This window comes from Deltaproteobacteria bacterium (assembly GCA_016208165.1).
Classification (GTDB): Bacteria; Desulfobacterota; Desulfarculia; order JACQYL01; family JACQYL01; genus JACQYL01.
This window is the reverse complement of sequence record JACQYL010000013.1, coordinates 81,576-96,389: the sequence shown is the minus strand read 5'-3', so window position 1 is coordinate 96,389 and position 14,814 is coordinate 81,576. Positions and strand designations below refer to the sequence as shown.

Here is a 14,814-nt window from a genome sequence, read left to right as displayed (position 1 = left end):
GCGACAGCGAGCCGGAGGGCAGCCTTTACTGAGATCGCGCCCATGCTATCCTTGAGAGGTCGGAGGCATTCTTTATGTTTTCAAAGAGCAAAAGACATCAAAATTTCGGAATTCCGCCTTGACTCTCAAGACGGTATCTACCGCCTGAGCGAGGCGACCCCGACGGCCGTTGCGCTTGTAGGTTGGGTTAGCGAGCAACGCGAGCGTAACCCAACGAATGGCTTCCGTTCGGGTCAGGCAAATCCAAACCCTACCATGATGTTCATATGCGTTACCGAAGAGTAAGAATTCCCGGTGGAACCCACTTCTTTAGCCTTGTTACCTACAAACGAATTCCCCTTTTTTCCAATGCCCGGAATATTGAAACCCTTGTAAGCGCCTTCAGCTCAGTAATGAAAAAACATCCTTTTGTCATGGAGGCTTGCGTGATTTTGCCGGTTCACCTTCATTGCATCTGGACCCTACCCAAGGGTGACGCGGACTTCCCAATGAGATGGCGATTAATAAAGAGCCGTTTTTCGCGGCACATAGAGCAAGGTATTGGACAAAATACACCATCACGGCTTCGAAAAAAGGAAAAACCGGTCTGGCAGCGACGGTATTGGGAACATGCTATACGGGACGAGTCGGATTTCGTCCGGCACGTCGAATACATCCATTATAATCCTGTTAAACACGGATTGGTCCCAATTCCGAAAGATTGGACATATTCGAGTTTCCACTCCTTCGTAAGAAAAGGCCTTTGTGATACTAATTGGGGCGCGGGCGTACAACCTAAATTGAGTCCATCGACGGGCTGCGAATGAAATCGTTAGGTTTGGGATGCCGGGGAATTGTTGGGTTTCGCTTTGCATAACCCAACATGCAGGCTCATTCCCGGAGACGTCGTTCCTACCCGAGGCCTCTTCCCTGTAACCGCCCCCACGCAATACAAACCGGAACGGATACGACAATGCCGGTTGATTTTGCCCACGCCCTGCGGGTAAAGTGGGCGGAAATACCTGCGATCAGAAAGCCCGCCTTTTTTGTCCCAACTCTAGGGACGAATGCGGGCGAATCGGATGGGGCCCTTCGGCCACGGACAAAGGCGCTATGAACTCGTTCTCACCGGAAACGAAACCCACTGAACAGTCTTCGCTCCTTCGAGTGGAAGGACTGGTTACGGTGTTTCACACGGACCAAGGTCCCTTGCGGGCCGTGGACGGTGTTTCGTTCGCCATGAGATCCGGAAGCACGCTCGGCCTGGTTGGAGAAAGCGGGTGCGGCAAGAGCGCAACGGCGCTCTCCATCATGCGCTTGATCCCTCCCGTTTCCGGAAAAATCGCGGACGGAAACATTTGGTTCGACGGTACCGATCTGTTGGGACTGGACGAATCCGAGATGCGCCGGATCCGAGGAAACCGGATATCCATGATCTTTCAGGAGCCTATGACCTCTTTGAATCCGGTGTATCCGGTGGGCGACCAGGTTGGAGAAATGTTTCGGGCCCACCGAAAGATGAATCGCGCCGATGCCCTCGATAGCGCCGTTCAAGCCATGAGGTCCGTGGGCATTCCGGACCCCGAGCAGCGTGTAAGCGAATACCCCCATCAGATGAGCGGCGGCATGAGGCAACGAGTCATGATCGCCATGGCCATGGCCTGCGAGCCCGAACTCATCATCGCCGACGAACCCACTACAGCTCTGGACACCACCATTCAGGCCCAGATTCTCAGTCTGATGAACGAGCTGAAAACCCGAAAATCCACAGCCCTGTTGCTGATCACCCACGATCTGGGAGTGGTGAGCGAAATGGCCGACGATGTGATCGTCATGTATGCCGGCCGGGTTTTCGAGTCGGCCCGCGTGGAGTCCTTATTCGACGATCCGCTGCATCCATATACCGTCGGACTCCTGAACTCCGTTCCCGGCTTGGGGCGTACGGGTAAGCTGGAGGCCATTCCCGGCACGGTGCCCGGCTATTTCGAGTTGCCCGGCGGATGTAAATTCTCGGACCGGTGTCCGGACGTATTCGAACCCTGTTCGAAAGCGGAACCCGAGCTGTATGTTCACGGAGAAGACCATCGTCTAGTGAGATGTTACAAATATGATCCCGAATGGAGCTAGGATCCTATCCGAGGCGGAATCACGGTTGGATGCTCCTGCATCGCCGCTGGTCGAGACCGTGGACTTGCGCAAAACGTACTGGGTGCGCACCGGCTATTTCTCGAAACGCAGGAAAGCGCTGAATGCCGTGGACGGGGTCTCCCTCTCCATCCTGCCCGGTGAAACCTTCGGCCTGGTGGGTGAAAGCGGGTGCGGGAAAAGCACGTTCGGCCGATTGATCCTCTATCTCGAGAGACCCACGTCGGGTATGGTCCGGTTCAAATCCCAAGACCTCGCCCACCTTTCTTCCTCGGAGCTCAGAAATCTGCGCAGGCACATGCAGATCATCTTCCAGGACCCCTATTCGTCCCTGAACCCCAGAAAACGCGCGGGTTGGCTGATCGGCGAGCCGCTGGTCATTCACAACGTGGGCGCCCGGTCCGAAATTGCCGAAAGGGTGGCCCAACTGATGCGGGAGGTGGGGTTGAAACCGGATGACATGAATCGTTACCCGCACCAGTTCAGCGGCGGACAGCGGCAACGCATCGGCATCGCCCGCGCCCTGGCCTTGAATCCGGATCTCATTGTGGCGGACGAACCGGTTTCCTCTCTCGACGTTTCCGTCCAGGCCCAGGTCCTTCAGTTGCTCCAGACGCTTCAGGAGAAATACAATCTTACGTATATTCTGATTTCCCACGATCTGGGCGTGATTCATCATCTCAGCGACCGCATCGGCGTGATGTATTTAGGTGAAATCGTGGATATTGCCCCAAGACGGATGTTCCTGTCGGCGCCCTATCACCCGTATACCGAAGCGCTTCTGGCTTCTGCTCCGAGAATCGACCCGCAGCGCCGCCACCTCCGGCGCGCGCCCTTGAAAGGAGACGTGCCGAGCCCCTTGGCCCCTCCGCCCGGATGCCGCTTTCACACACGCTGCCCTTACGCCGAAGCCGTCTGCCGCCACGAACATCCGGTCCTGGAAGACAAAGGCGGCGGCCACTACATGGCCTGCCACTTCAGATAGAACGTTCGCTGGGGAAGTCTCTGACACGGCGCTTTAGGTCGCCTTTTTCGCCCGAGGAGACTCCATCCGCCCTCCCGGATCTTTCCGGCGTAAGCCGGAAGGACCCTTGTTCAAAAGTCTAGGGAGGGGTTTGGTCCCGCCGCGGCGGGATTCTTGTGCCGAGCTGGGGCTCGGAGTTCCGGGGGGGTAGTTCGGTCCCGTTGCGGCGGGATTCTTCAGAAGGGTTCCCCAAGCACCGCCTGAACAGATACATTGTTCTTACCGGGCTGCCTGCCCGAGGTATCCAAAGAATCACCATGGGGCGATGCGCCTTGGCTATCGCCTGGAATCGGAGGATGACCACCATGTTCGGCTTTTATAACAAGGTATTGGAGGTGGATGCTTCGCGGAGGTCGTTCGAAGTCAAAACGATTTCGGACGAGGTGTTGCGCGCTTTTCTGGGCGGCAAGGGATTGGCCACCCATCTTCTTCTCAGGTACAACCCTCCCCGTGTGGATCCGCTGGGACCGGAGAACCGCCTTATCTTTGCCACCGGTCCCGCCAACGGCACGCCGATTTGGGGTTCGTGCAGACACGGTGTGTTCACGAAATCCCCGCAGACGGGCTTTTATGCGGAATCCTATTCCGGAGGCACGACGGCGGAATACATGGCCCGCACCGGATTTGACGCGGTGATGATACACGGCGCGGCCACGGAGCCCGTTTGGCTCGAGGTTTCCGAGGAGGGAGCGGCCTTCCACGAAGCGGATGATTTGTGGGGACTGGACACGTTCGAGACCGAAGACCGCGTGAAGGCATGGGTTTCGGAAGATCGCCCGGACGCCGGGAACTCCGGCGTCGTCACCATCGGTCCCGCGGGAGAGCGTTTGGTGAGCTTTGCCGTGATCGAAAACGATTACTGGCGAAGCGCCGGCAGAACCGGAGTGGGCGCCGTAATGGGTTCGAAAAAGATCAAAGCCATTGCCTTTCGGGGCAACAAAAACAAGGAAACGGCCGATCCCCGGATGCTGAAGGATTTCGCGAAGGAACTCGCCCAAAACGCCAAGGACGATAAAGGGGTACAAGCCTACAAGAACCTGGGTACTCCCATGATGGTCGACATCATGAGCAAAGTGGGAAGCTTTCCCACCCGCTACTGGAAAAAGGGGGAGGCCGCGCACAGGGAAAGCATCAACGCCGCCGCGCTTCACCAACGACTATCCGTCACTCCTCACGCCTGTCTGAAATGCTTCATTGCTTGCGGCAGGCTGGGAACCGTAAAGGAAGGCCGACATCAGGGCCTCAAAATCGAAGGTCCTGAATACGAAACCATCTACGCGCTGGGCGGTCTCTGCGAAGTGGCCGACATCGAGGAAATCGCTTTTCTTAACGATCTGTGCGACCGCCTGGGAATCGACACCATCAGTGCGGGCAATCTTGCGGCGTTTGCCATCGAGGCCGCTCGACAGCAAAAGATCGATTACGACATCGACTATGGTAAGGTGGATCGGATCGCAAGCCTGCTGAAGGATATGGCCTACCGAAGAGGCGTGGGGGACGTGTTGGCCCGGGGGATCAAAGCGGCCGCCCGGGAATGGGGGATGGAAGACCAGGCGATCCACGTGAAAGGCCTCGAGCCGGCGGGCTACGATCCAAGGGTGCTGAAAGGAATGGGGCTGGCGTACGGCGCTTCGGACCGCGGGGCCTGTCACCTTCGCGCCACCTTCTACAAACCCGAATTGGCCAAGATGATCGATCCGGATCAGATCCAGGGGAAAGCAGAGATGTTCGCCGAATGGGAAGACCGGTTAACCCTGTTCGACTCCATGGTGCTCTGCCGCTTCTTTCGGGACCTGTATCCGTGGGACCGACTCGCCGTCATCATCGAGGCGACCACCGGGCTGGATCTGGATCGTGACGCCATGCGTTCCATCGCGGGGGCCATTACGGACAACACCCGACGATTCAACCTCCGGGAAGGTCTCGAGCCGGAGGATGATTACCTGCCCAAGCGCTTTCACCTCGAGACATTGCCCGAAACGGGAAAAGTGATCACCGAGGAAGACATGCGCCGGCTCCTCGAGGACTACTATCGAGCCCGAGGATGGAACGAGCGAGGGATTCCCCCGGGCGCCGCCGCATAAGAGCTGAATATTCACAGGGGAAAAATGATCTAGACCTGCCTTTGGCGGCTTTGCCCTGACCCGCTCTTAGATCTTTTCAAGGCGAAGGTACGGAGCGGAATGATCTCGATCCGGGCGGTCCGCCAAAGGATGCTTAAGACACCTTCCGTAGAGAGGTCTCCACAAGCAACCGGCGCCTGTGAGCGGACGTCCCGAACCTTTCCTTCGAGTCCGAACAGGAACGTACGTCAGTTCATCCGTTCTTCCGTGGGCGCGACTTCGTTTCGTTTCGTCAGGCAGAGCATTCGGATATCCTGCAACAGCCGGTTCGTGGCATCCTCGATGCGCAGCAGATCCTGTTCCCGGATGGTGCTCGAGTCCACTTCCTGCATGATCGACTTCAAGTGTTGAAAACGCTCGACCACTTCCGCATCCAGTACGGATAGATCCATGGTCTCGTTCACGCGAAGAATGGTCTCGATGCAGCTTTCCACGCGCAGGCGATACGTTTCCGAGCGTCGTTGCTCCCGGTTCTCCGGTTTCACATTCTTCATATCCTCGGTCGTTCGACCGGGCGAATGGGCCCAACGTCGAATATGTGCAATGATATTCCTGAGCTTCATCTGCGATATCGCTCCCAAAAGGCTTCCGGCGCCGAAAGCGTAGTGGAGAGAGTGGGCTCGCTCCGGTGGAATAACGGGTCGCTTCCCAAAGACAAAGCCGCCGGGAAGCCCGCGAAGATTCCTTATTTATTCACCGTCTTGACGCGCGATGTCTGCCGCGATCCCGTTTCATCGCCGCCGCGACGACGTCTTTCCCGGGAATCAAGGGCGCTAAAAGGCGCGCCGCTTCTTTTCATACTATCCCAGCGAAAGACTCAAATCAAGAGGAAGGCCACGCGAGTCCATAGGCTATCCGACCGGTCTCTATCGTACGGGGAGAAAAACCAAAGGACGGGAGAAATGGGCATGGAACCGCTCCGCCGCAAGGCCCGGATCCTCCTGTTTCTTCCTTTTTTTTGAGATTTGCGTTGCCCGGCCGACGTTTAGCTGGTAATTTTGGATGTAAGGATCCTGTCGTTTTTCACGGTCGGCTCGTAGTTGATGATCAGAAGCGTTTCGGAGGGAGCGACGATTCCCGGCGCGGGTGCATCAGCCGAGGGGGCCGTCGGACCTGGGTGTGGACGCCCAACATGGCCCCCTTCCGGCCGCCGCCGCTTGCTCACCCCAGAGGTCACGGAATCGATTCCCTCCGCTTTGCTTATCTTCTTCAGCGAGCTATCCGATTACATACAAGGAGTCCATTTCCAGCGTGGTCCTTATGAAGAGGCTCCGTCCGACAACCCACGATCGGTAACCACCATTGGGAGGCCGTCATGCGGAAAGGAATTCCCTGTCTTTTGCTGGCATTCCTCGTAGCCCTGCCCACGCTTTCCTTCGCCGTTGAGCGCGGCATCAGAGTATCGGCAAGAACCCAGGACGGCAAGTCTGTCCCTCTGTACGAGGATTCCTATGCCCTGGTCATCGGGAACGGCAATTATACGAACGGGTGGGACCCGCTTCCCGGAGCTTTAAACGACGTGGAGGACGTGGCCAGGGCGCTGGAGCGAAACGGCTTTCAGGTGACCTTGCGGAAGGACCTCAACCGCGATGCATTCATGCTTGAGCTGAGCCGTTTCTCCCGCAAGTACGGAAAGGACGAAGACAACCGGCTCCTGTTCTACTATGCGGGTCACGGGCACACCGAGAAAACGGTCACGGGGGATGAATTCGGGTACCTGGTCATGGTGGACGCGCCTTTGCCCTTGTTCAAGCCGGAGGAGTTTCCTTTGAAGTGCGTGGACATGCAGACGATGGTGAACGAAGCCAGGATGATCCGGTCCAAGCACGTGTTGTACCTTTTCGACAGCTGCTTCTCCGGGTCCATTCTGAATCTTAGAGAGCAAGTGGTTCCACAAAACATCACGGAGAACGTCAGGTATCCCGTCCGGCAGTTCATCACCGCGGGCCGCGCCAACGAGCCGGTCCCCGACCACAGTGTGTTCAAACAGGCCTTTTTGAATCTGTTGGAGGGTCGTCAACGTGAACCCATTGCCGACGGCTACATCACAGGCGAAGAACTCGGTCTGTTTCTCAAGACCAAGGTGCCCGAATATAACCCGGCCCAGCATCCCCAGTACGGCAAGATCCGGGACCCGAGGCTGGACCAGGGCGATTTTGTATTCGTCGCGGGGGGCAGCGTGGTGATCACACGGCCCGAGCCTCCGCAAGCTTCCGAGCCTTTGACCGGCTCGCTTCTAGTGGAAACCCGACCCTCGGGGGCCGCGGTTTTTGTGAACGAAGGCCGAGTGGACGCCTCGCCGGTGAAACTTCCGGTGCTGAGTCCCGGCAAGGTCGAAGTGCGGGCGAGCCTCGAGGGCCATAGGGACGGCAAGGAGACCGTCTGGGTGCAGGCGGGCAAAGAGACCAAGGTCACGTTATTCCTCGACCCCATCCCCACCACGGGGAGCCTCCAGGTGACCAGCCATCCTTCCGGCGCCCGGTGGTATCTGGACGGGGCCTACGTGGGCGCCACCCCCGGTGACATGAGCAACGTGGCCGCCGGAAGCCACAAGGTGACGGTCAAACTCGATCAATACCGGGATTGGGAGAAAACAGTCACCGTGAGTTTAGGCGGCCGTGAGACGGTGAAGGCGGAACTGATTCCCGTCCGGAAAGAGGCCGCGTCCGGAGAGACCTGGAGGGATCCTACGACCGGTATGGAGTTTGTCCGGGTGTCCGGCGGATGTTTTCAGATGGGCCAGACGGAAGCTGAAAAACGGTATTTGATAAAGGAAGTGGGCGAAGAGAAATACAAAGAGTGGTACGGGGACGAGTTGCCTCGACACGAGGTATGCGTGGACGGGTTCTGGACGGCCAAGCACGAAGTGACGGTGGATCAATTCCGGGAATTCGTGGATGCCACGGGTTATAAGACGGAAGCCGAGCAAAGCGGCGGGTGCTATGCGTACGAAGGCGAATGGAAGAAGAAAGAGGGGACGAGTTGGCGGAATCCTCCAACCGTTGAGCAGCAAAGTAATCACCCCGTCGTTTGTGTGTCCTGGAACGATGCCAAAGCGTTCGCCAAGTGGTTGAGCGGAGAATCCGGCAAAAAAGTTCGTCTGCCCACCGAGGCCGAGTGGGAGTACGCAGCAAGGGCCGGAACGAGCACAATTCGGTTCTGGGGTGACAACGCGGACGATGCGTGCAGCTATGCCAATGTGGCGGATCAGGCAGCAAAAAAGCGGTGGTCGGACTGGACCGCACATAACTGTGATGACGGATACGCCACAACCGCCCCGGTCGGGACCTATAAGCCCAACCCCTTCGGACTGTACGATATGCTTGGGAATGTCTACGAGTGGTGCGACGATTGGTATAATAAAGATGCCTATTCGAAACATCGGCGTGACAATCCTATATATGACTCGGGCGGCTTCGGCCGCGTGGTCCGCGGGGGCGGCTGGTACGTTAGCCCGGGGGGCGTTCGGTGCGCCAATCGCATCAACTTCGGCGCGCCGGACATCAGGTTCTTCTATCTCGGGTTTCGCCTCCTCAGGACGGATTAGGTTTTGGTTTTTATCTTTTTTACCTTTTGCATATTTTGAGTCCGGGTCGCAATTCCGGTTACGTCATATCGGACGAACACGGTGGGATCCGGAATCCAGAAAACTCCAATGAAATCAAAGGGTCCAGGATCCAGACTCGGGCCTCGTCTTGCGGGGCTCGGCCGGGAAGACGAATTATGACACGACCTCTATCGCCGGGAGGGGGTAAAATGAACGTTCCTGACTTCCTGCGAGGTCATCCTCGTTGAGTTCCAATTCCGGCCTCCGCCTACAAGCCCGGTGAGCCGTCTTTTTCCCCTCGCTCACATCCCGGAGGGGACCACCAAATCCCATTAGCGGACCTTCGTCGCCACAGCCCGGGCAATTCCGTAGGGGCGGTTCGCGAACCGCCCCTACCCCGCCCTTCGTCACCAGACGCTGAACAATTCCAGCCTATTCGGTCATCCGCCGTAAAAAGGACCTCCGATTCTCCAAACCCCTTGTACTGCGATTAAATTTATGTTAACCATTCGTGCCTGTCGGGTTAACGAAGACGTTTTTATGCCAACACCGATCAGGCCCGATTGGATCGGCCGCAGCCGGAGGAAAGTTAATACTCATGGAACCCCTTACAGACACCACCGCCTTGAACATCGAAGATCTCTGTCGCATGGACCTCGGGTCCGTTTGGCATCCTTTCACCCAGATGTTGGAATGGGAAAGGGATCGGCCTCTCTTCATCGAGCGGGCCGAAGGAAACTGTCTCATCGATACGGAAGGCAAACGTTATATCGACGGAGTTTCCTCTCTGTGGGCCAATGTGCACGGTCACGGCCGGCGGCAGATCAACGAGAGGATCATCGAGCAACTCGGTCGCGTGAGCCACACGACCATGCTCGGCCTCAGCCACCCTTCCGCCGCCATCCTGGCCGACCGCCTCGTGCGCATCGCTCCCAAAGGCCTCGACCGGGTCTTTTATTCCGAGAGCGGCTCCACTGCCGTTGAAATCGCCCTCAAGATCGCCTACCAGTATTGGAGGAACTTGGGCGCCGATTCGAGCGCCAAGAAATCCTTCCTGTGCCTCAGAGAAGGATACCACGGAGACACCCTGGGCGCCGTCAGCGTCGGCGGCATCGATCTTTTCCACGCCGTATACAAGCCGCTCCTCTTCCGGCCGTACATAAGCCCGTCCCCCCACTGCTACCGATGCGAACTGGACCTCGAGCCGGGGTCCTGCGGCATGGCTTGCTCGGATCGGGTGGAAGAAATCCTCGAAAATCATCATGAAGACATCGCGGCCATGATCATGGAACCTCTGGTGCAGGGCGCGGGGGGCATTCGAGTCGCGCCGAAAGGGTATCTCGCCCGCGCCCGAGAACTGTGCCGGCGGTACGATGTATTGTTCATCACGGACGAAGTCGCCACCGGATTCGGTCGCACCGGAACCATGTTCGCGTGCGAGCACGAAGGCGTCTGTCCGGATATCATGACCGTGGGAAAAGGGATCACCGGCGGATATTTGCCTCTGGCGGCCACCCTTACCACGGAAAAGATCTTCAACGCGTTCCGGGGCGAGTACACCGATTTCAAAACCTTTTTCCATGGCCACACGTATACGGGCAACCCCCTTGCATGCGCGGCGGCCCTGGCTTCCCTCGATATTTTCGAACGGGAAAATGTGATCGAGCATCTTCCACCCAAGATCGAGGCGTTCGAGAAAGGACTCGAACGGCTGGCCGCCCACGCTCAGGTGGGCAACGTGCGCCAGGCGGGGTTGATGATGGGCATAGAACTGGTCGAGGACAAGAAGACCAGGAAACCGTTCCCCATCGAACAGCGGATGGGACATCGAGTCTCGATGGCGTGCAGGAAATACGGAGCCATCATTCGGCCGTTGGGAGACGTGCTGGTTCTGATGCCCCCGTTGAGCATACGCCCGGATGAAATCCGGACTCTGCTGACCGCCGTCGAATCCTCCATCGTCGAACTGACGGAGAGAACGTTTTGAGCGAGACCTGGCAAGCTCATTTCCGTGATACCCTTCAGTCGCTCAAAAACCGGCGCCTGCACAGGTCCCCCAGATGCATAGAATCGGGCATAGGGGCGAGGACGACGGTCTCGGGCCGGGAAGTGCTGCTGTTCTGCTCGAACGACTATCTGGGACTGGCCGGTGACCCGCAACTGAAGGCAGCGGCGCGCCAAGCCCTGGAGAAATGGGGAACCGGCGCCGGAGCCTCGCGTCTGGTTTCCGGCAATCTGTCCCTTTACGAGGATCTCGAAGCCGAGCTGGCAACGTTCAAAGGCACGGAAGCGGCCTTGGTCTTCTCGACCGGTTACGCCGCGCATTTGGGGACCATTCCCGCCTTCGCAGGTGACGGAGACCTGATCCTGAGCGACGCATTGAACCATGCCAGCATTGTTGACGCCTGCCGTTTGAGCCGTGCCCGTGTGGCCGTCTATCCCCATCGGGACGTGGACGCCGTCGAACATCTGCTGAAGACGCGAAGCGGGGAAGGCAAGATTCTCGTGGTCACGGACGGCGTGTTCAGCATGGATGGGGATCTCGCGCCTCTGGTCGAGCTAACCCGCTGCTGCGAGCGATACGACGCTCTGCTTCTGGTGGACGATGCGCACGGGACCGGTGTGTTGGGGCCCCGCGGTCGGGGAGCTGTCGAGGAGTTGGGTGTCCAATCCGCGAATATCGTCCATATGGGAACGTTCAGCAAAGCGCTCGGAGGACTGGGCGGATTTATCGCGGGAACTCATCCGGTCCGGGATTACCTGGTCAATCAGGCCCGCACCCTCATCTATTCCACCGGCTTGCCTCCGGCAACCTTGGCCGCCAACCGGGAAGCGTTACGAATCGTGGACGAGCAGCCGGAGAGACGGACGCATCTCCGAATGCTCGAAGAAGCCCTGCGCTCCGGTCTTCAAACATTGGGATATACCGTTCCCGACGTCCCGACCCCTATTGTGCCGGTTTTGGTGGGGGCGGAAGAAGCGGCCCTGGACCTGAGCGCGTTCTTGTGGGAACGCGGCATTTTCATACCGGCGATTCGCCCTCCCACCGTGCCCGAGGGCGCCAGCAGATTGCGTATCAGCGTCTCCGCGGCCCACGAACTTTCCCATGTTGAAGCGCTCCTGGCCGCCCTGGACGAAGCTGTGGGACACCGTATCACACGCTGTCTGGAACGCGTCGCCGAACGGAGGGTCTGTTTGCCGGGACCGGGCCGCGTGCTGTGAATAAGAGGTGTTGGGTTACGGCCGCCATGGTCGCCCCAACGGCGCCCCCGGAAGGTATGAAACGGGTCGGGGGTCATTCGTAGGTTGGGTTGAGCAACGCGAAACCCAACAATTCCAGGCACATAGGCCGATCAACATCGTGTCATAGCGCCTGTTGGGTTACCCTCGCTTCGCTCGCTAACCCAACAACTGGGCCGAGCTGGGGCCAGGCTTCGCAGAGCTACGCCTTGGCAAGCCCGGCGCTCCCAGGGATGAAACGCGTCGGGAGTCATCCGTAGGTTGGGGTGAGCAACGCGAAACCCAACAATTTAAGGCACATAGGCTGCCGCATCAGGCGTGGCTCGACGTCGTGTCATCACAGGAATCCGGTCATTGTCGGCGGGAGATGACAAACCGCCACACGCCGTCTCACGCAGGAAAAACCTCGAGCCCGGAAGCGGCTCGTTGGGAAGAAATCGAGATACTATGTGGACTGATATGAACATGAGACGTAAAGGGTTGTTTATCACCGGCACCGACACGGGCGTGGGTAAAACATTTGTGTCCGCGCTTTTGGCCGCGGCCCTGAAGCAACGCGGCATTTCCGTCGGCTACATGAAAGCCCTGGCAACGGGCGTTCCGGACCGCGACGCTATTCCGGAGGACCTGGCCTTTGTGGCGCGAATGGCTTCTCTCGACGCGTCCGAGGATCGCTGTCCGCTTCGATTCAGAAGGCCGATGGCGCCTCTCACGGCCGCCCTCATGGAAGGATGCGATGTGGACCCGGACGTGATTCGAAACGCGTGGAAGCGCCTGCTTGAACGGGACGAATTCCTCATCGTGGAAGGCGTGGGAGGTGTGCTGGTTCCTCTGTCCGACAGTTTCATGGTGTCGGACCTGATGAAGGAGATGGGCTATCCGGTTTTGGTGGTGGCGCGACCCAGTCTGGGAACCATCAATCACACTCTGCTCACCATCGAGGCCTTGCGACGCCGCTTCATTCCGGTGATCGGTTTCGTAACCAGCGGAGCGATCGATCCTGGAGACGAAGCCGCGGCCACCAGTCCGGCGGTCATCGAAGACTTTTCCGGAGGAGTTCCGTTTCTCGGACACGTTTCGTTTTGCGACGATCCGGCAGAGGCGTTTCCCGAGCTAGTTCCAGATATGGAAGCAGTGGTGAAAGCCTTGAACCTGTAGATGGGGGGTGCGGTGAAAAAGAAGCGTTTCCCGGACCCCGAAGCTCGAGGGGAGGGAGTCCCTTTCTGGGATCGCGACCCTGCAATAAAAGCCATGCGACGGGTTTTCAAGAACCTCGAGAGATGGGAAGAAAGAAAACTTCGCAAGCTGCAGCGGGAACACATCCCGACCTGGGATCCCAAGCTCCGCCGTGTTCACGAGCGAGCCGTGCGGCTGCACACCCGGGTGTTGAAATACCTGGCCCGGAACGGCGTAGCCTGGACGCACGACCTGTACGAAGAACTGTTTATGGCTCTGTTCGATCACGCTCTGGCGGAAAACGGAATCTATGCGGGCGTCCCCTTTCAAAAAAGCCGTTGCAGGTACAAGGTCGAGATAGAGCAGCACCTGTTCGGGACATCGAGGGAGGCCTCGACGGATTCCTGATTCCCTGTCCTGCTGGACGAAACGAACCATCACGTTGTCTTCGAGACCAAGGTGTCCTTGCCCAGGAAGTCGTTTTTCGCAGCTTCCCATGTCCTGTCCAGAATGCCGAGAGTGCCTTCTCGAACTTCGGTGCGAAAGCCGAATATCTGATTGAACTCCTCGATGTTTTCCCGCATGACGGCCTCTGACATGACGGGCGTCGGAATGATGAGAGACCGCTCATAGTGGGTGAACAACCGCTTGGCCATCGCCACGTCCATGTTCCCGAAATCCTGTTCGAACATTCTTCTCAACTGCTTTGTCCGGCCCGATATCCTTTGGCGACTCTTCCGGCGGCTGAGGAACTCACGGGATCTCCATGAACTTGGCGCTGTCCACACCGCAATAGGGGCATTTCTTCGGAGGTTCGTTCAGAACGGTATGTCCGCACAGGGGACAGACGTAATATACGGCATCCGGATTGGCTGCCGGATTCTCCAATGCTTTCTTGAACAGTTTGGCGTGGACCATCTCGATGGACATGGCGAACTCGAAACTGTGCCTCGCTTCCGTGTCACCCTCTTCAACAGCGTCTTTTACCATGTCGGGATACATTTCCTTGAACTCATGGGTCTCGCCTTCGATGGCGGCCCTGACGTTGTCCAGAGTTCCGCCGATCCTCCTGGCGGCTTTGAGGTGGTTTCGGGCATGGACGAGTTCCGCCCGGGCCGCGGCTCTGAATAACTTGGCCGTTCCGGGGTAGCCCTCCGCATCCGCTGTTTCGGCGAACGCAAGGTATCGGGCGCTTGCTTGTGATTCCCCTTCAAAAGCCGCCAAAAGGTTGTCTCCGGATCTGCTCATTGCACGTCCTCCTTTGTCGAATCGATCCAGGGCGCATTAATCCTGAACATACGGGAACCCAAATCTTCCCAAGTTTATGAGAACCATATCATCTCGGTACAATCAAATCCAACCTCTGCCGGAGCTCGGATGTTCGTTTCCTGTCAATATTACACGCCAACCGGCTCTTTTGAAACTCGGAGCTTCCTCCACGGAACGCGAATTGAACCGGCTTGATTCAACCACGTGATGTCCACTATTATACACAGCAGGGTAATGCTCCAACGCCACCGGGGAACCCGGCGCCAACGAGGGGCGATTCTTTCGTGGATAACGAGAACTCCTGAGCCTGA

General features: G+C 57.9%; 12 protein-coding genes. 9 read left to right on the top strand and 3 right to left on the bottom strand.

Features of this window, described 5'->3' with window-relative positions:
- The first annotated feature begins 266 nt into the window (after window positions 1-266).
- The 4 genes from HY788_02650 (at window position 267) to HY788_02635 (ending at window position 5,232) form a co-directional block, all read left to right on the top strand.
- On the top strand, window positions 267-806 hold the full coding sequence (locus tag HY788_02650) for a transposase (protein MBI4773075.1): 540 nt from the start codon (window positions 267-269) through the stop codon (window positions 804-806).
- A gap of 286 nt (window positions 807-1,092) precedes the next feature.
- Window positions 1,093-2,106: an ABC transporter ATP-binding protein gene (locus tag HY788_02645; GenBank protein MBI4773074.1), complete on the top strand. Its 1,014-nt coding sequence runs from the start codon at window positions 1,093-1,095 to the stop codon at window positions 2,104-2,106.
- Entirely contained in the window at window positions 2,087-3,109 is a 1,023-nt protein-coding gene (locus tag HY788_02640; GenBank protein ID MBI4773073.1) for an ATP-binding cassette domain-containing protein, read from the top strand. The genes HY788_02645 and HY788_02640 overlap by 20 nt, the downstream gene beginning before the upstream one ends.
- Before the next feature lie 344 nt (window positions 3,110-3,453).
- Window positions 3,454-5,232, top strand: coding sequence for an aldehyde ferredoxin oxidoreductase family protein (locus HY788_02635; protein ID MBI4773072.1), 1,779 nt, complete (start codon window positions 3,454-3,456; stop codon window positions 5,230-5,232).
- Between the two features lie 227 nt (window positions 5,233-5,459).
- On the opposite strand, the gene HY788_02630 is transcribed toward HY788_02635, so the two are convergent.
- The gene (locus HY788_02630; protein ID MBI4773071.1) at window positions 5,460-5,756 is read right to left on the bottom strand and encodes a hypothetical protein; all 297 of its coding nucleotides are present in this window, start codon (window positions 5,754-5,756) and stop codon (window positions 5,460-5,462) included.
- 830 nt (window positions 5,757-6,586) lie between these two features.
- Here HY788_02630 and HY788_02625 point away from each other — a divergent pair.
- From HY788_02625 to HY788_02605, 5 genes are all read left to right on the top strand, one after another.
- The gene (locus HY788_02625) at window positions 6,587-8,818 is read left to right on the top strand and encodes an SUMF1/EgtB/PvdO family nonheme iron enzyme (GenBank protein MBI4773070.1); all 2,232 of its coding nucleotides are present in this window, start codon (window positions 6,587-6,589) and stop codon (window positions 8,816-8,818) included.
- A gap of 649 nt (window positions 8,819-9,467) precedes the next feature.
- A complete protein-coding gene (bioA, locus tag HY788_02620) occupies window positions 9,468-10,805 on the top strand; it encodes an adenosylmethionine--8-amino-7-oxononanoate transaminase (GenBank protein ID MBI4773069.1) in 1,338 nt (445 codons plus the stop codon).
- A complete protein-coding gene (gene bioF / locus HY788_02615; GenBank protein MBI4773068.1) occupies window positions 10,802-12,040 on the top strand; it encodes an 8-amino-7-oxononanoate synthase in 1,239 nt (412 codons plus the stop codon). Before bioA ends, bioF begins: the two co-directional genes overlap by 4 nt.
- A 483-nt stretch (window positions 12,041-12,523) precedes the next feature.
- Complete coding sequence (gene bioD, locus HY788_02610; GenBank protein ID MBI4773067.1) at window positions 12,524-13,216, top strand: dethiobiotin synthase; 693 nt, start codon at window positions 12,524-12,526, stop codon at window positions 13,214-13,216.
- 12 nt (window positions 13,217-13,228) lie between these two features.
- On the top strand, window positions 13,229-13,642 hold the full coding sequence (locus HY788_02605; GenBank protein MBI4773066.1) for a hypothetical protein: 414 nt from the start codon (window positions 13,229-13,231) through the stop codon (window positions 13,640-13,642).
- A 29-nt stretch (window positions 13,643-13,671) separates the two neighbouring features.
- Here HY788_02605 and HY788_02600 read toward each other — a convergent pair whose 3' ends face one another.
- Together HY788_02600 and HY788_02595 are read right to left on the bottom strand one after the other, a co-directional pair.
- Window positions 13,672-13,935, bottom strand: coding sequence for a DUF1638 domain-containing protein (locus HY788_02600; protein MBI4773065.1), 264 nt, complete (start codon window positions 13,933-13,935; stop codon window positions 13,672-13,674).
- A 52-nt stretch (window positions 13,936-13,987) separates the two neighbouring features.
- Window positions 13,988-14,482: a rubrerythrin family protein gene (locus tag HY788_02595; protein MBI4773064.1), complete on the bottom strand. Its 495-nt coding sequence runs from the start codon at window positions 14,480-14,482 to the stop codon at window positions 13,988-13,990.
- Window positions 14,483-14,814 lie beyond the last annotated feature (332 nt).